Origin of the sequence: Wenyingzhuangia sp. 2_MG-2023 (assembly GCF_030548295.1) — a bacterium.
Classification (GTDB): domain Bacteria; phylum Bacteroidota; class Bacteroidia; order Flavobacteriales; family Flavobacteriaceae; genus Wenyingzhuangia.
On the sequence record NZ_JAUOSB010000002.1, the window covers coordinates 142,649 to 168,793 of the forward strand.

Annotated in this window: 15 protein-coding genes; 1 reads left to right on the forward strand and 14 read right to left on the reverse strand. The window is 33.2% G+C overall.

The genetic code is table 11. The annotated features are described in order from the left end of the window. Positions 1–17: 17 nt before the first annotated feature. The 10 genes from Q4548_RS04020 to Q4548_RS04065 form a co-directional block, all read right to left on the reverse strand. Positions 18–698: a hypothetical protein gene (locus tag Q4548_RS04020; RefSeq protein WP_303451813.1), complete on the reverse strand. Its 681-nt coding sequence runs from the start codon at positions 696–698 to the stop codon at positions 18–20. Continuing rightward, complete coding sequence (locus Q4548_RS04025) at positions 695–3,646, reverse strand: T9SS type A sorting domain-containing protein (protein WP_303451815.1); 2,952 nt, start codon at positions 3,644–3,646, stop codon at positions 695–697. Before Q4548_RS04025 ends, Q4548_RS04020 begins: the two co-directional genes overlap by 4 nt. A 9-nt stretch (positions 3,647–3,655) precedes the next feature. Further along, positions 3,656–5,086, reverse strand: a complete 1,431-nt coding sequence (locus Q4548_RS04030) for an arylsulfatase (RefSeq protein ID WP_303451817.1) — start codon at positions 5,084–5,086, stop codon at positions 3,656–3,658. A gap of 171 nt (positions 5,087–5,257) precedes the next feature. Further along, a complete protein-coding gene (locus Q4548_RS04035; protein ID WP_303451819.1) occupies positions 5,258–6,745 on the reverse strand; it encodes a sulfatase in 1,488 nt (495 codons plus the stop codon). A gap of 9 nt (positions 6,746–6,754) precedes the next feature. Beyond that, positions 6,755–9,451: a hypothetical protein gene (locus Q4548_RS04040; protein ID WP_303451821.1), complete on the reverse strand. Its 2,697-nt coding sequence runs from the start codon at positions 9,449–9,451 to the stop codon at positions 6,755–6,757. 174 nt (positions 9,452–9,625) lie between these two features. Continuing rightward, entirely contained in the window at positions 9,626–10,435 is an 810-nt protein-coding gene (locus Q4548_RS04045) for an SGNH/GDSL hydrolase family protein (protein WP_303451824.1), read from the reverse strand. Positions 10,436–10,449: 14 nt separating this feature from the next. Next, positions 10,450–11,952, reverse strand: coding sequence for an arylsulfatase (locus tag Q4548_RS04050; protein WP_303451826.1), 1,503 nt, complete (start codon positions 11,950–11,952; stop codon positions 10,450–10,452). Continuing rightward, on the reverse strand, positions 11,952–14,414 hold the full coding sequence (galB, locus tag Q4548_RS04055) for a beta-galactosidase GalB (RefSeq protein WP_303451827.1): 2,463 nt from the start codon (positions 14,412–14,414) through the stop codon (positions 11,952–11,954). The genes Q4548_RS04050 and galB overlap by 1 nt, the downstream gene beginning before the upstream one ends. A 242-nt stretch (positions 14,415–14,656) precedes the next feature. Beyond that, complete coding sequence (locus Q4548_RS04060; protein WP_303451829.1) at positions 14,657–16,180, reverse strand: sulfatase; 1,524 nt, start codon at positions 16,178–16,180, stop codon at positions 14,657–14,659. Between the two features lie 119 nt (positions 16,181–16,299). After that, positions 16,300–17,751: an alpha-galactosidase gene (locus Q4548_RS04065; protein WP_303451831.1), complete on the reverse strand. Its 1,452-nt coding sequence runs from the start codon at positions 17,749–17,751 to the stop codon at positions 16,300–16,302. A gap of 264 nt (positions 17,752–18,015) precedes the next feature. Here Q4548_RS04065 and Q4548_RS04070 point away from each other — a divergent pair, with 264 nt between their 5' ends. Continuing rightward, on the forward strand, positions 18,016–18,867 hold the full coding sequence (locus Q4548_RS04070; RefSeq protein ID WP_303451833.1) for a DUF2911 domain-containing protein: 852 nt from the start codon (positions 18,016–18,018) through the stop codon (positions 18,865–18,867). Between the two features lie 55 nt (positions 18,868–18,922). Here Q4548_RS04070 and Q4548_RS04075 read toward each other — a convergent pair whose 3' ends face one another. The 4 genes from Q4548_RS04075 to Q4548_RS04090 form a co-directional block, all read right to left on the reverse strand. Next, complete coding sequence (locus Q4548_RS04075; RefSeq protein WP_303451835.1) at positions 18,923–20,593, reverse strand: sodium:solute symporter; 1,671 nt, start codon at positions 20,591–20,593, stop codon at positions 18,923–18,925. A gap of 140 nt (positions 20,594–20,733) precedes the next feature. Beyond that, positions 20,734–23,223, reverse strand: coding sequence for a PIG-L family deacetylase (locus Q4548_RS04080; protein WP_303451837.1), 2,490 nt, complete (start codon positions 23,221–23,223; stop codon positions 20,734–20,736). A gap of 127 nt (positions 23,224–23,350) precedes the next feature. Next, the gene (locus Q4548_RS04085; RefSeq protein WP_303451839.1) at positions 23,351–24,724 is read right to left on the reverse strand and encodes an arylsulfatase; all 1,374 of its coding nucleotides are present in this window, start codon (positions 24,722–24,724) and stop codon (positions 23,351–23,353) included. Positions 24,725–24,730: 6 nt separating this feature from the next. Continuing rightward, the gene (locus Q4548_RS04090) at positions 24,731–26,143 is read right to left on the reverse strand and encodes a sulfatase (RefSeq protein ID WP_303451841.1); all 1,413 of its coding nucleotides are present in this window, start codon (positions 26,141–26,143) and stop codon (positions 24,731–24,733) included. Positions 26,144–26,145 lie beyond the last annotated feature (2 nt).

The window sequence follows — 26,145 nt, forward strand, 5'->3', positions numbered from 1 at the left end:
TTTTCTTATTTTCTTCTTTATTGAACATTAAAATTTGACATAGAACCAAGAGCTACACCTCCATGATTGTCTTTTGCAGCAATCCTCCAATAATAGCTAGTTCCTAACGTTACATTTACCAAATGTGTTTTACTCGTTTGATTTTCTGAAATCAATTCTAAATTCGCTACTTCTGTACCCAAATACACATCAAAAACCAACACATCAGAGCTATCTTCATCTGTACTTTCCCACTCCAAACTTACACTCGTACTAAAAATTTCATCACCATTCTCTGGACTAATGATACTTGGAGTTTTAGGTAAATGATTGATAACTGCATCTCCTTGGGTATAAAATTGAAATATGGATGAATACTCACTTTCCGAATCATTTCCTATGGCTTTTACTCTCCAATAATAAGTAGTTGCTTTGTTAAGAGAAACGGTCTTATTTGTTTGAGTAATTGCACTAATGGAACTTACTTTCTCTAAAAATTGTTTGTCTGTTGCTACTTCTAACAAATAGTTCTGAGCACCTGTACTTTGACTCCAACTAAAATCTATATTTTCATGATTTAAACAAATAAATTGATTTGACGGCTCACTCAAAACAGGGGTTGCAACAAGAACATCCTCTATTGTATCTCCTCCTTTGTTTCCTCCTCCACAAGAGAGCAAAAACACCGAACACATTGTGTACCAAAATTGTTTTATCATCTTTTTATCACTTTAACCATTATTGTTTTTTCTCCTATTATTTTAGCCAAATAAACACCATTTGAAACCTCGGAAATATCTACACTTACATTATTATTCTCTACATTAGTTTCAAATATTTTTACCAATTGTGATTGCATATCATACAACTCTACCCAAACATTTTTAGATACCGTTTGAGCGTACACATGAAAAACTCCATCCGTTGGATTTGGATAAGCAATTGTTATGGGACTTATGTTTTCTATAAACTTTCCTTCACAATCTGCATTTGTACTAATTTCTACTTTATCTCCAGGATTTGTCTGTAAAGAAAAAACAGAATTTGTCGTATTTAAAATCTCTTTTTGATTTATCATGACACGATAAGGTGGAGTACCTTGCTTTAGATTCACATAAAGCGTATTGTTAGATTTGGTGGTGCTTGCCTTTATTTCTTGACTTTCTTCAATCACAAACTCGTAGCACTGTTCTTTGTTTAAATCTACATTTATCAAACACACCTTATGTGTTTCAGGTGCCAAGTCTTGTAATGTTGTCGTTTGTGTAAAAGGAATTTCTTCTCCATTAAAAACAACTTTATAATTCCCAATGTGTGCTGCTGAAATTTGCAATTCGCCATTATTAGTGTTGGGACAACTCTCTCCTATTGCTTTTATTTCATAATGAGTTTGAACATCACCAAAATCCTCTACTTGTAAAAACAATACTTGTTCGGGTTCCATCTCAAAAGTTCCTTTAAATTTGTTACCATTCAGCAAATTTGTACAAATTACATTTGTAGTAATTCCTCTAAAATTTAAAGTCACGCTTGCTTTAGATTTTCCAATATTTACAATACTAATAATTTCTCTACCATCATTAGTTGTAATGGCTCTCCAATGACATCCTTTAGCTCCAACTTCGTTAGTTTCAGACAAATTTAAGTTTGGTAATCTATTCTTAGAAGTCACTATCTGCAAAGCTTTCTCTTTCATTTCTAATCTTGTAGATACTTGAATTAAAGAACCTGATTCAGCTGTTAAAGCTTTTGTATGCGCTCTACCATATTCATCTTTTTTCAAACTTACAGCATCCACAATCACTGTTCCTCCTTGGTTCAAATAAGTTTGCAAAGCATCCAACTCAGACTCTTTAACAAACTCACTGTCATGCACCAAAATCACATCCCAATCATCGTTATTTTCTAAATTAATAATATCCTTAGTTGCAAACCCTAACTGCAATCCTTCAAAATACATAGACTCGTACAAATGGAAAACAGCATCCATATGATCTGGTTTGTTGATGGATGTTGTTTGTGTATCAAAAATTCTAATTGATTTTCTTAAATCTTGAATTGCAGTAATTTCTTCCGCATAAGCATTCAAATCCATCATGGTAGCAGTCACCTCATTGATAATTCTTGGTTGTTGGTTGTTAGATCCTCCATAACCGTTACCAGCTCCATTTCTGATAGAGCCATCTTCTTGTCTTGCCCAAAACCAACATTGATCTACATCTAAACCGTGCAAACGAGACAACCAGTACGTCATTCTTGCATACGATGGTTTTTGATACAGATCTCTAGCTTTTACCGTAGAAAGAAAATGTGTTTCTGAATTGTACATGATTTTATGGGGACTTACACTCGTAAAAAAATCGTAAGACATCGCCATTTCTCTCCATTCAAAATTGTACTTATCTTCCCATTCTTCTTTACTTCCCCACATGTAATTGTTATATGCTCCTGCATCATTTCCTATAATATCACTTTGTCTGGTTAAAGCTTCTATATCCAAACCATGATCTCCTTGGTTTTCTGTCCAAAAATTAGGGATCAGCTTGATGTGAGTTTTTGCCTGTGGATCGTACTTTTTAATTTCACTTTGTAAAAAACCAAACCATTCCGTAACACGATTCATATTAAATCTTTGCCAATCGTACCACATGGGTGTACCCTGTAGATTTCTTTCAATGGGAATTTCAATTGTAACATTAGAAAAATTTAAAAAACTAGTTCCCCACAATGTATTTAAATCCGCTATTGATTTGTGTTTGCTTTCCAACCAAGTTCTAAACTTAGCTTTGCTATATTCGGAAACAGATCCTGATGCCCAAACCTCTTTACTTCCATCTTTTGTGGTGATAAAATGAGGTTCATTTGCCAACATATATCCTAACTGAGTATATTTTTTACCCGTCATTTTTGGCACTGTTTTTTCTAACAAGTAACTCAACATTTCTCGTGCTCCAGGATTGTCTATATCATAAGCAACATATGTGTTTTCTCTCATTTTAAAATCAGGTCCATATTGAGCTTCTGTCCAATCTGGCACATTGGTATGGTTTAAAAATATACTTCCAAAAGTTCCTGTAGTTTTAGAGTTCAACTCATTTAAAATCCAGTTTTTCACTTCTCCAGAAGCATTCTCTACATGACTTGGAGTCAAATAATAACCGTCTTTTGCTCCAAAAAATTCATTCAACTCAGATATATAGGGTTTCCAAGTATAATCTGTTAAAAAAACAGGCTTTCCGTTCTGCTTTACTTGATTTCCATCGATGGTGATTTTAGACCAATCTATTTCTGGACTCTCTTTTCTAACAATCTCTCCCGAAATAACTTTTTGAATTGTGACAATAGCATCGTCTAACATGGCTATGATTTCTGATCTTTCAAAGTCAGGCAAATCATTTGCTAATTGTGTTGCTTCATTCTTGTATCTACTCACCAATCCAAAATAATCTATATTTTCTTGAACATTGTTCTCATCCCAATTGGCATATTTTAAAAAAACTTCGGCCACCCTAATGCTCATTTTTTCTTTAGTAACATCCAAGCCCTCATCTTCTGCTTGAATAATTAAAGTATTCAAATCAGCTATTTTAGTAATAGCAGTATTTTCTAACTGCGCACATACTGTAGAGCAGAAAAGCGACAAAAATAGTTTTAAAATAAATTTCATCTTTTAATTTTAAAATTCGAAATGAGTACTCTTTGTTCTAGCAGAGGTCATTATTTTTTCAATTTTCGAAACCACTTCTGGATGTTCACTAGCAACATTATTTGTCTCCTTTTCATCTAACTCCAAATTGTACAATTCAATTTTTGATTTTTTATTATTTCCCTTATAAATAACTCCTTTCCATTCTCCTAAACGAACCGCTTTTCTACCTCCCTTAATGTTAAATTCCCAATACAAATAATCGTGTTGTTTTTGCTCTTTTTGATTTAATAACGTTGGTAAAAAAGAAATTCCATCACTTTGCTTTGGAGTTTCTACACCAACTAATTCAGCCAAAGTTGGCATAACATCCCAAAAAGCAGAAATATGATTACTTACGGTTCCTGGCTTGATAGTTTTAGGCCAAGAAGCTATAAAAGGAGCTCTAATTCCACCTTCGTACAAATCTCTTTTTATCCCTCTTAAACCTGCAGTACTGTTAAAATATGCTGGATTGGCACCTCCTGCATCATGAGCTCCATTATCACTTGTAAACATAATAATGGTATTTTCTTCCAATCCTAATTCTTTTACTTTGGTTATAATTTGCCCCACGTAGGTATCCATTCTATCTACCATAGAAGCAAAAACAGCAAACGGAATTTCTTGTGTACAATATTTATACTCAACCATATTAGGGCCATAATCTGATGAATAAGGATGATCTTTATAAGGCACCTCATCAAACTTTCCAATATACTTTTGTAAAATAGAATCTTTAGGAGAAATTAATTCTGCATGTGGTAACACAAAAGGCACATACGCAAAGAAAGGTTTGTCTTTATTAACTTCTATAAATTCTAACGTTTTTTCCTGAATTTTATCTTGCGCATAAATCTCCGTTTGAGTCCAATCATTCCCTTCTAAGGAATCAATTTCTTGATTATGATTTAAATAGGCTGGATAATATCTATGAGCCAATTTTTGATCGTTGTACCCATAAAACTCATCAAAGCCTTGTTTGTTTGGATCTCCTTCTCCAAAACCTAAGCCCCATTTCCCAAACATTCCTGTCACGTATCCTACTTTCTTAAGCATTTCGGCAATGGTAATAGACTCCGCTGGTAATGGTACTTGTCCTCCAAGCACAACATCCTCTTTATTTCCTCTAATAGGTGTGTGTCCTGTATGCTGACCAGTCATTAACGATGATCTTGAAGGTGCACAAACTGCAGAACCACTGTAATGTTGTGTAAACTTAATACCATTTTTAGCCATGGCATCTATATTAGGTGTACTTATTTTTTCTTGTCCGTAGGTTCCCAAATCTCCAATACCTAAATCATCTGCTAAAATGTAGATGATGTTTGGTTTATTAAGTTTTTCTTTTTCTGATGTTGTTTTAGTTTTACATGCAGTTAGCAATACTATGGAAATAGTAAAAATTTTAAATATGTTCATATGATGTTCTTATTAATTGTACAACATCACGAAGTTCTATGAATATTAGTACTATCTTGTCTTTACACATTCATATTTTGTCTTTTTAAGTTTCTAATTAAACATCCCTCACACAAAAAATTAAAACCCGAGAATATCTCAGGTTTTGTTATTTCTATATAAAAATTCTAGCTACTCTAACTCACTCAATTTACGAGTTGTTTTGATCGTTGGATCTTGATCCGCATCTACATAATTCTTAGGCTTTTGATAGTGCTCTTTTTTAGGATTAGCTCTTTTTTTTGGCACCCATTTTTTTAAGTCATTAATAACTTTACTGTACAATTTATTGTGAGCTAGATTATTCCATTCTCTAGGGTCTTTTTTTACATTGTATAATTCCTCTTCGCCAGATACATACTGAATATAATGATACGCTTCTGTTAACACTGAAGTTCCAGCAGTAGAAACTGTAAGCCCTGGATATTCCCATGTTGCTTTTGAATTTTTAAGCAATTTTGAAAAATCATGTCCTTCTATGTTTTTCTTTTTAGGCAAATCACACAGACTTACCAAAGTTGGATACAAGTCTAGGAGACTCACTGGCTTTTCACAATAAATAGTTTTATTCATACCAGGCACTCTTACCATTAATGGAGGTTTAACGGCTTCTGCCCATAAGGTATTTTTAAGGTAACGAAGTTTTTCTCCCAAATGCCATCCATGATCTCCCCAAACTACAACAATGGTATTATCAGCATGATCACTTTTTTCCAAAGCATCCATTACCATTCCTAAACATTTATCTACAAAAGAAATATTGGCTAAATAAGCTCTTGTAGCTTCTTTTCCTAATCCGTGTTTTTGAATCCATTTATACTCTCCTGTAGGCTTAAACAATGGCTTTCCTTCAGCGTTGGTAATATCTTCTAAATCATCTTCTTTAACAATAACATCCTCAATTTCATCAACATTGTATAGATCAAAAAACTCCTTTGGTACAAACCAAGGCAAATGAGGTTTGATAAATCCTACAGACATGAAAAGTTGTTTGGTTGCCCAATCTGCTACGGCATAATCTACCGTTTCCTCAAAAGAATCTTTGGTAGGTCCCCAACTCAATTTGCTTTTCTTGTCTTTAAATTCAGGACTTTTTTTACCATTGATAATTCCTCCTTTAGACGAAGTTAAAAACTTTGGATCTGCCTTATCGTTGTTATACCTTCTTCCTCTTGCAAACTCATCAAAAGCCCAAGCTCCAAAATCAGTCTTTCCGTTTTTAGTTCCGTGCTTATGAAACATTTTTCCGTTAGACAGCGTATGGTATCCATTCTTGGAGAAATACTCAGGTAAGGTTGCATTCTTTTTTACCACATCAGAAAAGACCATGTCATGCGCATTTCCATAAACACCCGAAGTACTTGGTAAAAAACCAGACAAAATTGCCGAACGTGATGGTCCACAAATTGGAGCTGCACAAACCGCATTTTTAAATACCATAGCTCCTTGTTTCGTAAACTTATCCATATTAGGAGTTATAGCTTGTTTGTTTCCTCCCAAGGGCTCTATCCAATCATTCAAATCATCAATAGCAATAAATAGTACATTAGGTTGTTTATTTTGTGTGTATGCTGAAACACATACACACAAAATAAAGAGTAACACTATTATTTTTTTCATTCTTAAATATTAATATGTTAAATCAATAAATTTTAACGAACCTGCCAATACTTTGGTTTGTATCCCGTTTTTAGTCACCTTCACATCTTCTTTGGCTAAGATGTCCATAGCAGACTTGGGAGTTTTTCCGTTAAAAGAGATGGTTACCTCTCTGTCTTTTGGCTCTATATAACCTGGGTCTACCAAAATAACACGTACATGATTTTCATCAATACGAACAGCACTCCACGAAGCACCATTCACTACAATTGGCAACTGTGATTTTCCTTTAGCTACAATACTCTTAAACTCATTTGCATACTCTTTTGCTGACACTAAATTTCCGTTATAAAATCCTTTAGAACCGTTACTTATACTAAAAGGAATATTGTTCTTTTCCAAATGAGTTGCATATTCTACAGGAGCAATTGGCACCATTCCATTAGGCATTATAGGCATATAATTCAACCATCTATAGTCTACTCCTAAAGCAATTTTAGAGAAATCATGTTCAGGAATACTCGTTCCTGCCCAATGCATTTGCGTTACAGAAAACACATCTTTATCGTCTGTTTTTTTATACTGGTTTAAAGAATGATGATTTTCTATAGAGTGAATTAAATGTGCATCTACATCTTTGATTAAGTGCCAAGAACCAATCGATAAAATATCTTCTTTATGTACAATTGGCAAGGCTCCAGATTTCATCAAACCGAATAAAATATTTAACCCAGGACCTTTGGTAAAATGATTATCAATAATAACTCCGTGTTTTGCCCCATAAGCAGCCATCATTACTCCTTGTCTTAAATATGGCGAAAAAGAACGCTGTCCCCCAGGAGATAACGGTCTCCAACTTGTAGGGTTATCATCTACCAAACGCATCGCAAAATCATCTACATAATTAGCTGCTAACATTCCTACTCTACCTGCTAAATTTACATCTTGCGTTCTGTTACTTGTATCTTCTGATGCTGGTACTAAAAAGTCGTTATATTTTTTAGAGAAAAACAATTCTTGCCATAAAGGTAGTTTGTTGGTCAGCCCCCAAAAGGTGTTTTTATATCTAAAATATAGTTTAGCTCTATTGTTAACTCTAATTGCTTTTGCCAATCTTGGAATGTATTCTCTTACAAAATGAATTACTCTAGGATCGTCTACTTTATCCATTTCTGCATATACAAATCCTCTACAAGTTTTAGGAGCTACTCTTAAAATTTCTTCTAAAGTTTCTATCTGAATGTAAAAAGGATCGTTTCCGTGACCTGCCCAAAACGTAAAAGGTTGCCCTTGTTTTTCGTAGTTTCTAGCCATGTTTACTATGTCTTCTCTAGAATCTTGATACTTTCCTCTTTTATCTTTTTTAAGAGCATCTTTCCCTATAATAGCTACCAAAGGAGCTCTATCAGTACTTTCTTTTGGCGATTTCTGAATTACAAACTGAACATCGTTTCCTTTTAACTTGTTTACTTTAGCATCTACCTGCTTACTTGTAACCATTACCCATTCTTCTTCAGATTTTTTTTGATAACTAGGCATTTCAAAATCTAAAATTTGTTTGTACAACAAATCTAAGTTTTCTTCTACCTGAACCATTGTTCCTACTAACTTCTGATTTTTAAACAACCAATTGCTACTTTTTAAATCGTAAAAATAAATTCCATTTCCACCATCTACCTCACCCGTGGCAATTAATTGTTTGGTTTTTGGCTCTAATACAAAATTGCTATATACATTTCCGCCATAACGCTCTCCATTTTTTTCTATTAGCTTTCCTGCTAAATCTAAACGAAACATGACTCCTCCAAATTGAAACATAATTTCATCTCTAACAGGTAGTAAACTAGTTCCTTTAGCATTACCGTATCGTTGAGCATCTTTTTTAGAGGCTTTAAATTTTGCTATAATTTTAAAATCTCCATTTACAGCTGTAAACATTGGTGTAAAAGAAACATCTCCAAAAAACAAAATATCAGACAAACCATCTTTGTTAAGATCCGATACTGAAATTTTGGTAATCATTGCTTTACTTAGTTCTTTTAAATGAGCATCTTTAATACTTACTGATTTTATAACTGATTTTGTTTCTGCGTTTAAAACCCCCATAAATTCCCATCTAAATTTATCGTGATTGTAAGTCATTAAAAACAATTCATCATTTTTTGAATTGGTAAATTTTCCTGCTTCTATTTTTCTTACAACTCCTTCTATTTTAGTAGTAGATACTAGAACTCCTTTTGTATCTAATTCGTACAATTTAGAATCGTTTCCTCCTGCAAAAACTCTTGTTTGCTGATTGTTTTTTGTTACTGCAATTTCAGAAAATCGTACTTTATGATCTGGTGTAAACTTCCACAATAATTTTCCTTTGCTAGACCAACAATAAATGTTTCCGTTTCCTGATGCTGCTAATACATCATCATTTCCATCACCATCAATATCTGCTGCTTCAATTTCAAAAATAACCGCAGCTGGCTCTATTTTTAGATTCCATATTTTTTTTCCGTCTAAAGAATAACAACCTACTCCATCACTTAAACTAGAAACGTACAACATTGGTTGTTTGTTAATGGTTGCCGTTACAGAATTTCTAATATTTGTTTCTTCTACAGAAAAATTACTAGTAGCCAAACTGGTTGCATTTGTTTTACCAAATGACACTACTAAAAAAAGGGTTAAAGCTTGTACGCTTTTAAAAACCGATAAATATTTATTTAATTTCTTCATATGTTATTATTTACATCTAATATCAGACCCTACAAAAAAAGCACATCTGTATCATATTAATGTGTTTGTTGATTCATAAGATGTACGGGTACATTTATACCTAAGAAAAAAGTCTTTCAAAAAATGGAAATTCCAATTTTATGAAAGACTTTTAAAGTTTTGAGTGGTAAAAAACTATTGTTTTTTCTTTAAAAACTGAACCGTTTCATAAGCTATTAAATTGTATCCTGTTGAATTGGGATGACGATCATAATACCATCCTTTGATGTTTCCAAAAATAGGATCTAAAGACATATCATTCACTTTTACCACATATCCATCAGGTTTACTTCCCCATCCTTTTCGGTAATAAGTATAAGGTTTTAACCAAGCATGGTATTTTTCTGGAATTTTATCTAAATAACACTGACGAACATTTAAACTATTTGTACCATTGACTATTAAATAATTATTATAAGGTGTAAAAATATCTAACACCTCTAATTTTTGGTCTTTGGCTATGTTATAAATTTGATTGTTTACCTGTATACATTCTTCTGGTGGCATAAAGCTAGTAATAGTTGCCAAGTACAAAACAGCCTTAGGATGATCTTTGTGCAACTGATGTATTAAGGCTTTCATTTGAACAGGAAATTCCTTTTTAAAATCTTTGCACTTAAACCAATCGTTAATACCCATTCTTAAAAAGATAATATCTACATCTTTAACGGTTGCTATTTTTTGTTCGTAATGTTTACTACCTAACAATCTTTTGGCGGTTTCTCCACCTTTTCCAGCATTAACTACTTCTAATTCAGGCAAACCTTCTACCACAGCCAATTGCGCTATCATTTGCTCTAAATGTGGTCCTTCTGGCTTTACTTGCCTTGGCATATTACCTATAGTGGTACTATCTCCAACCAACAAAATTTTTGTTTTTTGTTGACTATACCCCATACTTATTACAAACAGAATAAGTAAAAATTGAATCTTGTTATTTATCATAATTTAGAACTATATTAATTTACAGTACTTACTCCTGTTTTTCTCAACTCAATATACTTAGCTCTCATTTCTGCAATTCTCTTTGCATATTTTGCATCGTTAATTAAGTTTTTAGATACATCTTCCGATAAATTATCCTTTAAGTTAAACAAAGCTACATTGGTTAAGTTTCCTACCTTGTTTGCTTTTTTCTTAACATCAGATTTTACAATTAATTTCCAATCTCCTTCTCTTAAAGCATAAGTAGGACCTCCTGCAGATTGATGCATTAAATAAATATGTGCTTTTCCTTTAGCAGTTCCTTTAAAATATGGCAATAGGTTTGCTGAATCTAACACTTTTGTTTTGTCTAATTCTTGATGAGACAATGCTGCCAAAGTAGCCACTACATCTTGTCCCACAATAGGTTCGTTAGAAATTGTATTGGGTTTAATTTTACCAGGCCAAACTGCTATAAAAGGAACTCTGTGTCCTCCTTCGTTAATGGATCCTTTACTTCCTAGCAATCCATTACTAGTATCGTGACCCGCTTTTTTCATTCCTTGATCAAAAGACAATCCTCCATTATCAGACGTAAAAATGAACAAGGTATTTTCATAAGCTCCTGTTTTCTTTAAAGCATCTACAATTAATCCTACTTGTAAATCCAATTCAAAAATCATATCTCCATGATCTCCAGGTGTTGTTCCTGCCACTTTAGTACCATCAAACCTAGCTGGTGGTTCGTGTGGAATGTGTACAGCTTGACTACAGTAATACATAAAAAATGGTTTACTTTTCTTTTGAGTATGAATATAATCAACTGCTTTGTGCGCTAAAATATTTCCTGCCGATTTTGGATCCCAATTAGAATCTCCTAATCCGCCACGGGTTTTGTGTTTTTTTGATGTTGCATACCCTGTTTGATTGGCATCTAACTCCTTTAAAACTGAGTTTGATTTTAAAGGCAACCATTTTCTATTTTCATAAAAAGCATAAGGTTCATTCTGAATTCCTTCTGGTAATTCACAAGCATATTCAAAACCATAACTTAATGCTCCTCCGTTTAAATAAGCATGATCTATTTTTTTTCCTTGTTCTCTAACCCAAGAACCTCCAAGTCCCCATTTTCCAAAAAACGAAGTCGTATAGCCTCCTGATTTAGCAATACGGGCACTAGTTGTATATTCATTTTTATCTATCAAAGCATCTGCTTCTGGTGTCCACACTCCAAAAGGTCTTGAGTTTCTATAAGAATAATTCCCTGTTAACATAGAAAAACGAGTTGGAGCACATAAGGAAGCTGGAGAATGTGCATCGGTAAAACGCATTCCTTGGTTGATTAACTTATCAATATTAGGAGTTTCTACAGTTACTTTTTTAACACCTCTTTCTTTTTGATAAAAACTTAAATCTCCCAAACCAATATCATCAGCCATTAACACCACAACATTGGGCATTTTATTTTGTGCAACCAAACCAGCTTGCAAACCCATACACACAAACGCGTAACTAATATATTTTTTTACTGTTTTCATTACTCTGTGATTAAATTAATTTTTGTGGTTTTTAATCCTTTAGAAGTAGCAGTTACTGTAATTTTTCCTGTTTCTCCTTTTTTAGATTTTACCACAACCAATGCCATTCCGTTAAACACTTTTCTTGTAGTAGCTTGAAAAGATTCGTGATTGGTAGCATCTCCATTTCCTACCGCTACAATTTCCCCTGGCCCACTAATGGTATAACTTACAACATTGTGAGTTCTAGGAACTGTTTGTCCTTTTCTGTCTTTAATTTCAACTGTTATAAAAGATAAATCTTGTCCATCTGCTTTTATTATAGTTCTATCTGCCGTTAAAGAAACTTTGTTTGCAGCACCTGTAGTTTTTACTTTTTCTGATGCCCATTTTTTTCCATTTTTATAGGCAACTACTTTTAATTCTCCTTTTTGATAAACCACATCTTTCCAAATCAATCTATATTCGTATTGACCTTTCTTTTTTCTTCCTAAAGATTTACCGTTTAAAAACAACTCTGCCTCATCACCAGAGGTATACACCAAAACAGGAGTTACTTTTCCTACTCTTTCTGGCCAATTCCAATGTGGTAAAATATGTGCCATTGGTAATTCTGGTTTCCATTTAGATTGATACAAATAATATCTATCTTTAGGAAAACCACATAAATCTACAATTCCAAAATAAGAACTACGTGGCGGAATTTGTTTTCCCATTTTAGCTAATTCTGCTTGCATTCTTGCTTTTTCCTTAGGATCAGAAAAATTTAACAAGTTAGTTTTGTCTTTGTTATAAGGAGTAGGTTCTCCAATATAATCAAAACCTGTCCATACAAACTGGCCAAACAATCCAGGAAATTTATCTTCTGCTTCAAAATCTTTTTCAGGAACATCTGCCCAGTTTGGTGCAGAATAGTCGTAACTACTTACCTGAAAGAAACCTCCGTTTCCTTGTTTTTTATCATCAAAATTTACAGGAAAAAAGTATTCTCCTCTAGAGCTAATTGTAGAAGCAGTTTCACTTCCATACAATGGAGTATTAGGATTTGCTTTTATAAAATCTTCATACATATGTGGCTTGTAGTTAAATCCAAAAACATCAGCTGTTTTTTCAAATCCATTACTTGCTGCTTCAGGTCTACTGTTTCCAAAAGTAGTAGGTCTAGTAGTATCTACAGAACGAATAATATCAGCCAATTTAGCTGCCAAAGGAGCATCGTTTGCTTCTCTTAATTCAATCAATTCATTTCCAGTACTCCACATAACTACAGAAGGATGATTACGATCTCTTTTTACCATAGTGATTAAATCTTTTTCGTGCCAAGCACCAAATAAAGAAGCATAATCATTATCTACTTTTTTCTTTCCCCAAACATCAAAAGCTTCTACTTGTACCAAAACTCCCATTTTGTCACACAATTCTAAAAACTCTGGAGCAGGTGGATTATGAGCTGTACGAATGGCATTAACTCCAAAAGATTTTAATATCTCTATTTGACGTTCCATTCCTCTTACATTTACTGCGGTTCCCAAAGGACCTAAATCGTGATGTTGACAAACACCATTCATTCTTACCTTTTTTCCGTTTAAGAAAAAACCATTGGCATTATACTCTATAGAACGAATTCCAAAAGTTGTTTTGTACACATCTAAAATTTCACCCTTTTTAGTTAAAGTAGTTTTTAAGGTATATAGATTTGGATTTTCTAAATCCCATAATTTTGGATTTGAAATAGTAATGCTACTTGGTTGATAATAGGGTAGTTTTTGCTCAGCAACTTTTACAGCATTTTTACCTGCCGTATAAATTTCATGCATTACCTCAACATCTTTTTTAACCCCCACAACTTCTGTAGTAATTTCTACAGTAGCTTCTTTGTTAGAAACATTAGGTGTGGTTACAAAAGTTCCCCAATGTGCAATATGAGTTGGATTGGTTTTTACCAAGTGTACATTTCTGTAAATTCCTCCACCAGGATACCAACGAGAAGATTCTTCTTTATTATTTAATCTTACGGCAATGGTATTGTTTCCTTCTTTTAAATAACGAGAAATTTCGAATCTGAAAGAAGAGTATCCATAAGCCCATTCTCCTACATAACCTCCGTTTACAAAAACAGATGTGTTAGACATAGCACCATCAAATTCTACAAAAACTTTTTTAGATAAGTCTGACTCTGTGGCTGTAAATACTTTACGGTACCATCCTATTCCTGCCCAAGGTAACTTTCCTGTTTGGTTAGGTAAATCGGCTCTAAAGGGACCTTCTATTCCCCAATCGTGAGGTAAATTTAAAATTCTCCAATCGGCATCATCATAAGCTACTTCATCAATATCTTTAGGCTCAGCTTTTGTTGAACCATCTGGCATAGTACCAAAACGGGCAAATTTCCAATTTTCATTAAATGATGTCGTTTCTCTTTGTGCATTGGCTGTAAATGCTATAAAACACAAAACTAACAGTAGGTACTTTTTAATACTCATAATCTTTATTCTAAATTGTCTTTACTTATTTTATTTTTCTTCGGTTGTAAAACTAGAATCAGGTAAACCTGCTGTGTTATACAAACTACCATCTATATAACTTTTCCATCCGTATTTTGTTGGATAACTATATAATCGATTAACGAAATCCTAGCGTTAACTGGACAATATTTGCTATAGAAAACAAACTACAAAAAGCTAATGCTATTTGTAGTTTGCTAGCTTTATTCATCATCTTGCTATTAGTCTTTTCTAAAGCCCATACTTTTTCCGGTTTCATAATTAAACTGTCTTCCATAATATGGGTATTGATCAAATACTTTTCCTTTTCCTAAAGTTCTAGGATCTCTTTGTTCAATCAATTCTTCTTCCATTTGAGCACGTAACTCTTTACATACTTTTCTATAAGCAGGTAAACTTGCTAAATTTACCATACAATGTGGATCCTTTTTAATATCGTATAATTCTTCCTCTGGTCTTTTTGCAAAGCTCAATTCATAGAAACGATAATCTTTATCATATGGATCTATGTTCATTAAAAATGTTTTTGTTGGCGAACCATCTACATTTCTAAAACCGTATTCTGGGTTTCCAACTGGCCAACGTTCTGGCTGAATGTTATGAGTATATAAATATTGATGTGTTCTAATAGCTCTTACAGGATAAGACAAGTCCGTTCCATCTTCGTTAGAACGTCCAATATCATGTCTTTCTTTTCCTAATAAGGTATGGTCTCTAGTAGGGTCTATTTGTCCTGATTTTTTTGAAAACAATAAATCAACAAAACTCTTTCCTGTCATTTGTTCATGAGGTTTAAAACCTGCTATTTCCATAAAAGTTGGAGCAATATCAGGAAAACTCACAAAATCTTCTACCTCTCTACCTTTGACAATTTTTCCTTTCCAATAAGCAATTAATGGTATGTGAAATCCTTCTTCGTAAATTTGTCCTTTTACTCTAGGAAACGGCATTCCATGGTCAGAACTAATCACCACCAACGTATTTTCTAACAATCCTCTTTTTTCTAAAGATTTAATCGCTTTTCCAACATGAGAATCAAACCATTCTACTTCTACCGCATAATCTAAAATGTCTCCTCTTACAGTTACATTGTCAGGATAAAACGGAGGCACTTTAGCATCTGCTAATTTTTTCCCTTCTTTTTTCCATGAATCTAATTCGTAAAAACGGTGTGGTTCTTTAGTTCCTAACCAAAAACAAAAAGGTTGATTTTCTTTTCGATCAACTAAAAACTTTTCAAAGTTAGCAGCATAATCTACATTGCTAATTCCTTTGTGTGGCGGAGTTAACTTTATTTGGCTGTACTCTGGTCCTGCAGGATTGTGTTGGGTTGTGTATTCTCCGGGTCCCCATCCTTTTCCAGTAAATCCAACATTATATCCTTTCTCCATCAACAAATGTGGATAAAATTTAAATTGATCCGGAAACTTAGGAAAGTGATTGGTTGCTTCTTTTAATTGCCAACTATACATTCCTGTTACAATACACGCTCTAGCGGGTGCACATTTAGGGTTACAGTTGTATGCATTGTTAAATGTTAATCCTTCTTTTGCTAATTTATCAATGGCCGGAGTATTGATAAATGTATCTCCATAAGCCCCAAAACTTTTCATAGAAGCATCATCTGCAATACAGAATAAAATATTGGGTTTGATAGGTTCTTTTTTGGCCGCTTGTGCATAATAGCCAAACAATGCAACTCCCCCAAAAAATATTATTTTTTTAAATTGATTTTTTAAATACATTTAATTTTTAATTATTGGTTTATTACTCTAACTTTTAAGATAGTCTTTTTTAACATTGGTTTAATAAGAACATTAACCGCAATAGATATAGTGGTTCTAAAGGTTTAAATAGTGCTGTTTTATTTTTTATAAAAATCTGACAATATATTTTTAGTTCCTTTTTGGTATTCCCATAAATAATCTCCTGTTCTGTCTACACATTTTTGAGAGTAGTGATGTGGCAATACAGACACCAAAGGATAACCTGTTTTGGTTTTATACATTTCTAAATGCTGTAAAAACTTTTTTTCTGTAATAGCTCCTGTATCATTCCCTCCAATATGATCTAAATTGATTGCTCTACCTGGAGAAGATTTGTAACAAATTTCATAATGCGTTTTTACTCTAGCTGGCCAATCGTATTTATCATTCAACCATACATCATTAGTCCTTAATACATCTGTGTATTTGGTAAAGAAAATATCTGGCACATGAAATTCCATTTCTATGTCCTTATCAATCAACTTTGCTGCTTTGTACAATTCTTTGTGAATGTGTAACATATCTGACTTGGTATTGTAAGACATGTCTATTTTAAATTTCATCACCCCCATAGCATGAAATCTTGAAATTACTTCTGATGCATAATCAAAAATATCCGCTTTGGCATTTAACCATTGAATATCATCTTTTCTATCAGCTGTGCTTCCTTGTTGATAATTCCCTAATAGTTCTGGATACTGTTTAGCTGCTAAACTATTCTGATGAATTTTAGGAAAGCCAATCCACAAACCTGGCGTAAATCCTTTTTGGTTGATCATATCCATAGTTTTTCTAAAATTCGGAAATTTTTTAGGGTCAGGAACCCAAGAACCAAAACCGGAATTGATACTGCCATCAGGGAAAGTTCCCCATCCATGATCTAAGGTCATTTTTCCCTTAGGATATCCAAATTCAATAACTTTATTCAAATAGCTTTCCACAAAATCGTGATTCAACAAATGAAAGTGTTCGTGTCTTTTTGTTGATAAATATTTTTGTTCTGACCAAGTACAATATTCTACATCCGACCAGAAATTTGGAGTTTGTGTATAGGGTTGAATATTTAACCTTTCCATCATTTGTGTATTGTATTCTTTCCAAGCTTCATCTCCATTTCCAGATTCGTCTACAAACACTTTTTGTCCCTCAGGAATAGAAATCGTCAATGTTTCTTTTCCATCAAAACTAAAGGTTGAGTTTTCATATCCCAAAGTTGTCATAAATCCTACAAAACTACCTGAAGCATCTATAACAACAGGAGAACCTGACATTCCACTTGCTTCAATCGTAAAAGGGTTGTGTGTAAAAGCTTCACTTAAAAAATAATAGGCATCACCCCCTTTAGGACCACCCACACTGTGATATGGACAAAACAAAGGTGTTTTTACTTTTATTTTAAGAAACTCTCCATTACCTGTAACTACTTTATTATTATGAAACAAAGGAGTTCCATTTATTCTTTGCAAAGGATTCATAGCACTAGCTCCTACGCTAGCAACTGCCAAACCTCCTAACCCTATTTTTTTTATAAAATCTCTTCTATTACTCATTGTGTTCATCCATATTTTTATTCTAGTTAACAAATTATACGATGCTAGAAGTCTATCTTTTAAAACCGCTACTAAATAATAACTAATTGTACAGATGTTTGTCCCTTCAAGTTAAGTTATTGTCTTTCTCAGTCTAATTTCACAAATTTTAAAACAACAAAACATAACCTATAAAACTCAAAAAATTAAAAGTTCATTCGTCTTTGTAAAACATATATAGACTAAATTTACGTTCGTAATACAAATGCATAAACACAAAATATCATGAAGAAAATCTCAATTTTCCTATTCACTTTTATGATTGCTTTTTCTATAAAAGCGCAAATTAACACACCTCAAGCTAGTCCGTTTTCTAAAGTAGAACAAAAAGTAGGACTGACAGATGTTAACTTAAACTACTCAAGACCTGGCGTAAAAGGAAGAACTGTTTTTGGAAACTTAATTCCTTTTGGAAAACTTTGGAGAACAGGTGCCAATGAAAATACAACGATTACGTTTAGTACAGAAGTAACCATAGCAAGTTCCACACTAAAAGCGGGTACTTACGCTATATATACAATTCCTAACAAAGATTCTTGGGAGGTATTTTTTTACAACGATGCAAAAAACTGGGGAAATCCTAAAGAATGGGATGAAACAAAAATTGTTGCCAAAACAACTGTAAAATCATTTTCTATGCCTTTTAATGTAGAGAGTCTTATGATTGACATTAACAACTTAAAAAACGATAGTGCTACAATAGACATTGCTTGGGAAAAAACATACATTTCTATTCCGTTTGAAGTACCTACAGATAAAATAGTGATGGCAAACATTAAAAAAACAATGGCTGCAGAACCTAAAATGAATGATTACTACGCAGCTGCTGTATATTATTTTGAGAGTAACAAGAATATTAAAACATCTTTACAATGGATTGATGAAGCTATTGAATTACAAGGTGAGACTCCTAAGTTCTGGGCACTTAGAAAACAGTCATTGATCCATGCAAAAGCAGGAGATAAAAAAGGAGCGATTAAAGCTGCAAAAAAGTCTTTAGAATTGGCTAAAAAAGAAAAGAATGATGATTATGTTAAAATGAATTTAGATTCTCTAAAAGAATGGGGAGCATTGTAAATGCTATTCTCAAAAAAAAAATCCTCATTTCATAAATACTGAAATGAGGATTTTTTTATACTGCTATTTCTTTTTGTTTTGGCAACACCTTTTGAAGTGCCACTGCCAACATTACCACCAACATACAGCCTAATAAATTTAGCCACAAATAAGGCAATACATCTAAATACCAAACGGTAACAATTATAGTTTGTGTAATTACTGCTCCCACAAAAACAGCATTTCCTTTAACGTATTTTATAAAAAATGCCAATAAGAAAATCCCCAATATATTTCCATAAAAAATAGATCCTATAATATTTACCAACTGAATCAAATTATCAAACAAATTGGCAATACAAGCAACTCCTATTGCTATAATTCCCCACAATAATGTAAACCATTTAGAAGCTTTTACAAAATGCTCCTCTTGATGATTTCCTTTTGCATTTCGTTTGTACAAATCTAAAGCTGTTGTAGCTCCCAATGCATTTAACTCTGAAGCTGTGGATGACATTGCTGCAGAAACAATAACGGCTAATAACAAGCCAATCAATCCTCTTGGTAAGTTGTTTAATATAAAGTGGATAAATACATAGTCTTTATCATTTGTCTCCACTTTAGAGTCCGCTTTTTCTATAATTGTTTTAGCTTCCGTTTTTAAGTTTTTATCTTCTTTTTCTAAAAATTTAATTCTTGCTACTGCTTGCGAGTTTAAATCTCCCAATAACAAGGTTTGTTTTTCAGATTCAATATCCTTATGCTTAACATTCAATTGTTGGTAAGCAGTTGCATATTCCGAATTTGAAACTACCTCTACTGCTTTTGGATTGAAATTTAAAGGAGAAGCGTTGAATTGATAAAACACAAAAACAAATACCCCTACCAACAAGATAAAAAACTGCATCGGTACTTTTAGCAGACCATTAAACAGCATTCCTAATTGACTTTCACGGATGGATTTTCCAGATAAATAACGTTGTACCTGACTTTGATCTGTACCAAAGTAAGACAGCATTAAAAAAGTTCCTCCTATCAAACCTGTCCATACTGTGTAACGATTGTTGACATCAAATGAAAAATCTAACACTTTCATTTTTCCACTAGCACCTGCAATTTCAAGTGCTTTTAAAAACGTTATTTCTTTGGGTAGATAACTTAAAATCAAATAAAAAGCAACAAACATTCCTGAAAAAATGATCCCCATTTGTTGTTTTTGAGTCACATTTACCGCTTTTGTTCCTCCTGAAACCGTATAAATAATCACTAAAATTCCAATGATAATATTTAATGGAATCAAACTCCATCCTAAAACAGCTGACAAAATTATTGCTGGAGCAAAAATGGTAATTCCTGCTGCCAACCCTCTCTGCACCAAAAACAAAACAGCTGCCAAAGTTCTGGTTTTAAGGTCAAATCTCTGCTCTAAATATTCGTATGCCGTGTAAACTTTTAAATTGTGATAAATGGGAATAAACACCAAACAAATAATCACCATAGCAATAGGCAAACCAAAATAAAACTGCACAAAGCCCATTCCATCGTTAAAAGCCTGACCAGGAGTAGACAAAAATGTAATAGCACTAGCTTGAGTTGCCATTACAGACAATCCTATAGTCCACCACTTAGACTCACTACCTCCTCTAATATAATCGTTTACATTGCTACTACCTCGTGTTTTGTATACTCCATAAACTACAATAAACAATAAGGTTCCTATCAGTACTATCCAATCTATAACTTGCATGTTTTTGTTTCTTATTTAAAGTGAAAAATGATTGGTTATTAAGTAAAACAGAACGAAATATATTGCATTCGCAATTAGAATAACTGTAAATGATTTTTTCCAAGTATATTTTTTTGTTTTCATCAACTATCTTTTGAGTCTTATTTTTTGTAAGATAACATATTCGCAAATAATTTATATGCACCTGGCACACCTGCTGGTAATTCTCTAAAAAAACTTAACCCTGTGTAGATGTAATTTCCTTTTCCATAAGAGGCCACTAACAAACTTCCCTTTAACAATGGCTCTCCTTTGTCATGCATTCCAAAAATAGCTTCGTATTCCGAACTCCATTTGTTTGGAAAATACAAACCTCTTTCTTGCACCCAACCTTCAAAATCAGCAGAAGTTATTTTGTTAGGTATATTTACAATATCATGCTTGTTGTCTAAAAAAGTCACCGTTGCATTTTCATTAGTCACACGTTTATTAGACACCTCTAAAGGAAACGGGGCTAAAACATCTAGTTCACTCCTCCCTTTGGTATTGTATTGAACAATTAAATTACCACCATTTTTAACATATTCTAATAAAAATTTTTGTTTAAATTTTAATGCATCTACCGTATTATAAGCTCTTATTCCAACAACAATGGCATCGTATTTTTCTAAATTTTCTGTATTGATGTTTTCAGGATGAATGGTAGAAACCTCGTAACCTATTTGAGTTAAACTTTCTGGAACCACATCTCCTGCTCCTTGTATATATCCGATAAAGGTTCCTTTTTTCTCAATATTTAATCTAACTATTTTTGTAGCTGCTTTTTGTAATAAAGTTTGTTTTGGAATGTGATCATAAACAATTTCAATTTGTTCTTTATTATATTTTTTCCCCTGCATTGATGCAACCGCCAAAATCTCTCCTTCCGATTGTTGAGATGGAGGACTCACATAAAACACAAAATCTTTTGCATCTCCTTTTTCAACAATTGAAAAGGAAATCTTTTCAGGAGAAACTGTCCAACCCTTTGGATGTTCTAGCGTTAATTCTCCTGTTGCATTTTTAATTCCAGACTTTACTTCTACAATTACTTTTTTTGCTTTAGAATCTGAAAAAATGAGCACTTTTTCTTTAATTTTTGTTGTTAACTCTGGAACAACCTCTAAAGGCTCATACAACTCTCCTTTGTCTCTTTTTGAAAAACGATGTACCACCTCTTTTGTAATGGTGATTGGAGTATTGTCTATTTCTAAATTAAAATCAACACTAATATTTCTAGGTGTATTTGGCAGTCCTATTTTTTGCTGTTCTTTTACAGTATACATTCCTACTGTACCTATTTCATTCAACCAATAAGGATTGGTCATTGCTTCATTATCTAGAGCTAAGACTTCCTTAAAAGACTGATTTACATTTGTTTTTAACTCAACATTTTTTGAAATAATTTTACTTTTAGGAAGTAAAACAATCGACTTCAACATCACTTTCTCAGAACTTCTATTCAGCGTTTCTATCTCTAAATTCACATTGCTATTTGGTGTAACAGCTCCTGTGTTTGCAGAAACTTCTATATACAAACCAGAACAAGCTAAAATAATAGTTTCTATTTCTTTTTTCTTGATAGCTTTCCAATGTTCATCCTCTAAATCATCAATCAACACGTAGGCTTTCATCAATTCAGAAAGATGCTTTGATGGGTTTTTAAAATTAAAACCCTCTTCAACTTTAGATAAAATAGCAGCAATTTTATCACCACCTTTTACGCGTGACCAAGTAGTATTGATTCCTGAAAATATATCCGAAGAATTGGTTGGTTTGTCACCTTTTAAAAATTCTAAATATTCTTTTTCGGAACCACGTGTAGACAATCGCCCAAAACCTTGACACAAATGTTGACTGCTTGCCAAGGCTGCTATTTCATTGTTTGAAAGTCCTTTTTGTGGATAATACACTCCCACATCTAAAGTAGAAAACTTGGTATCATCTCTTTCTTCTTCAAACTTTTTCTCACTTCCATAAAACCACCAAGACGTGTTAAAAAACAAACGTTGTGGTTGCCAAACATCCGTATAGTTTAATTGGTTTTTAAATTGGTTTTTATCCGCAGCTAAGTCAAAAGCAGCGACACTTAACATGGCCGAAGATGTATGATGTCCATGTGTAGTACCTGGAGTTCTATGATCAAATCTATTGATGATAACATCTGGCTTTAGAGTCCTAATTGCCCAAACCACATCACTCAACACTTCTTTTCTATTCCAGATTTCTAAAGTTTCTTCTGGATCTTTAGAAAAACCAAAATCATTAGCTCTTGAAAATCTTTGCTCTCCACCATCTATGCCACGCGCTGCTAAAAGCTCTTGTGTACGAATCAACCCTAAAGATTCTCTAATTTCTGGACCAATTAAATTCTGCCCACCATCTCCACGTGTCAACGATAAATACACCGTTTTAGCTTTTACTTGGTTGGATAAATAAGAAATTAATCGTGTATTTTCATCATCAGGATGTGCTGCAATATAAAGCGCTGTTCCTAAAAAATTTAATTCTTGAATTTTTTCATATATCTGATTGGAATTTAATTTGTCTGGTTTTTGTGCATTTGCAGTAAAAACAACGCTAAAAAGAAAATAACTTATTAGGTATTTCATTCTAATAAAAGGGCTTTAGATTTTAATGTAAAATAATAACATTTAGCCCAATTCTCCTCAAATTTAAGTCCAAACTACAAACTTCAATAAAAATATTCTCAAAACATTGATTTACTTGTAAGCATGTTTAGTTTTTTAAACTCGTTATAATATTTTTCATTCTTGCCACCATCTCAGCGTTTTGAGTAGCTATGTTTTTTTCTTCTCCCAAATCTTTAGACAAATCATACAATTCAAAAGGAGCTGTATGCTCTTTATGTTTGTTAGATTTATTGTAATGAATTGATATTCCTTTGTAGTTTCCTATTCTAACAGCTTCTTTAGTTGCTTCCCAATTGGTAAATTTCCAATATAAATAATCTGCTATTTTTTGCTCTTTATTATTCCCTAATAAAGTAGGTAAGAAAGAAACTCCATCACTTTGACTAGGAGTATTTTGTTTTGTTAAATCAGCCATGGTAGGCATTACATCCCAAAAAGCACTTGGTAAATCTGTAACACTTCCTGGTTTTATTTTTGATGGCCAATAAGCAATCATTGGAGCTCTAATTCCACCTTCATACACGTCTCTTTTCCCTCCTTTTAAATCCCCATTAGAATTCCAAAACTTAGGATCATGTCCCCCTTCATGATGTGCTCCATTATCACTCGTAAAAATGATCAATGTATTATTATCAACGTTGTATTTTTTTAACATTTTCACAATTTTTCCTACTTGTGCATCTAAATGCTGTACCATAGCTGGAAACGCTGCAACAGGATTTATAACATCTGGTGTTGGTTCTGGATCTGCATAATATTCACCTATTACATTCTCAAACTGAGGTAATTTCTTTCTCCATTTGTCATGTAATTTTTTAGGAGCATGCATGGCTGCATGTGGTATTGCTGTGGGAATGTAACAAAAGAAAGGTTGTTTCTTTTTCGCATTTTCTTTGATAAAATCAAATGCATGATCCATAATAATATCATGTACATAGGTTCCTTTTTCTACAGGCACTTCTTTTCCATTATGCACCATTTTAGAAGGATAATATGTATGGGCTGTTACTTGAGTTTTCCATCCGTAAAACTCATCAAACCCTTGATTTAATGGATTTCTATTGTCTTTGGATGTAGTATCCCCTAATCCCCATTTACCGTATGCACCTGTTGTATACCCTGCATTTTTAAACAACTCTGGTAAATTGGTCATTGCCAAATCCATGCCTGGTTCTGCTTTGGAATTTCCAGTTATGTATACATGTGCCGGGTTTTGTCCTGTCATTAAAACTGCTCTTGAAGGACTACATACTGCATTTCCAGAATAGTGATCTGTAAACTTCATTCCCTTTTTAGCTAACTTATCTATGTTGGGAGTTTTAAATTTTGTTTGTCCATAACAACTTAAATCTCCATACCCCAAGTCATCTGCTAAAATATAAATAACATTTGGTTTCTCCTGTGCATTTGCTATCAACGAGAAAATTGCAATTGCTATAACTAATATTCTGTTCTTCATTTTGTTTTATTTTACTAAGCTTTTTAACTCTTTTCTAAATCTGTCTAAGATGTTTTTGTTGCTTTTGTCTTTAGCAATATTATCCCATTCCATAGGATCTTTTTTATGATTGTACAATTCTTCAAAACCATCAGAATAGACAATGTATCTGTAATCTTCACTTCTTAGTGTATAATTCCCTTCTCCTTTGGTTGTAATGGCTGAATGGTTCCAATCTGCTTTTGGATTGGCTACCAAATGACTAAAACTATTTCCATCCAAATCTTTTTTCTTAGGTAATCCACACAAGTCAATCAACGTAGGATATACATCTATTAAAGAAACCGTACGCATGCTTATTCCGTTTTTTCCTTTACTAGGATCAAAAACAATTAAAGGAGTTTTAGTAGCTTCTTCCCAAAGAGTTTGTTTAGACCAGTGTTCTTTTTCACCCAAATGCCAACCATGATCTCCCATTAAAACAATAATGGTATTTTCTTTATACTCACTTTTATCTAAGTTGTTTAACAAGTGCCCCACACAAGCATCTGCATAAGCTAGGTTTGCCAAATAGGCTCTTACAACAGATCTCCATTTGTTGTTTCTTAAAATTTCTGCATGTAATTTAGATCCTGCCCAATTTTGACCGATTTTACCCGTATCTTCTAAATCGTTTTGTAATACTTTAGGTAATTGAATGTTTTTTTCATCAAACAAATCAAAATATTTTTTAGGTGCATATAAAGGCAAGTGAGGTCTAAAAATTCCACATGCTAAAAAGAATGGCTTGTCGTGTTTTTGCTCTAAAAACTTAACTGCATAATCAGCAGATTTCCAATCGTGTGTTTTTTCGTCAGCAATATCTACTCCAGCCCAATCAAAAGATCTTGTTTTACTTCCTTTTACTCCTGCTCTTTTAAAATTTAATCCGTGTTGAAAACGATCTTCTTTTTCAGGATATTGTACCCCTAAACCTCCTTTGTGTTCTTGTTGAAATGATCCTGGATCACTTCCTTCTTTAGGTTCTTTTGAAGTTCCTCTTGGACTATGAAAAATTTTACCTGCAGCTGCCGTTTTGTATCCGTTTTGCTCAAAGTATTGTGGTAATGTAACCGTATTTTCAAATCCCTTCATTTGTCTAAAGACTTCATTATTTCCGTAAACTCCTGTTTTATAAGGTTGATACCCTGTAAGCATACTGGTTCTTGATGGATTGCATAATGCAGCAGAACAATATGCTTGTTGAAATACCGTACTTTTTTTAGCCAACGCATCCATGTTAGGAGTAATGGCTTGTGGATGTCCTCCAAAAGCTCCCACCCAATCATTCATGTCATCTACCATAATTAACAATACATTCGGTTTCTTTTGTGCGTGTATATTTATAACACTAAAACACAAAACACAAAAGGTTATTAAACTATATTTTATATTTTTCATCT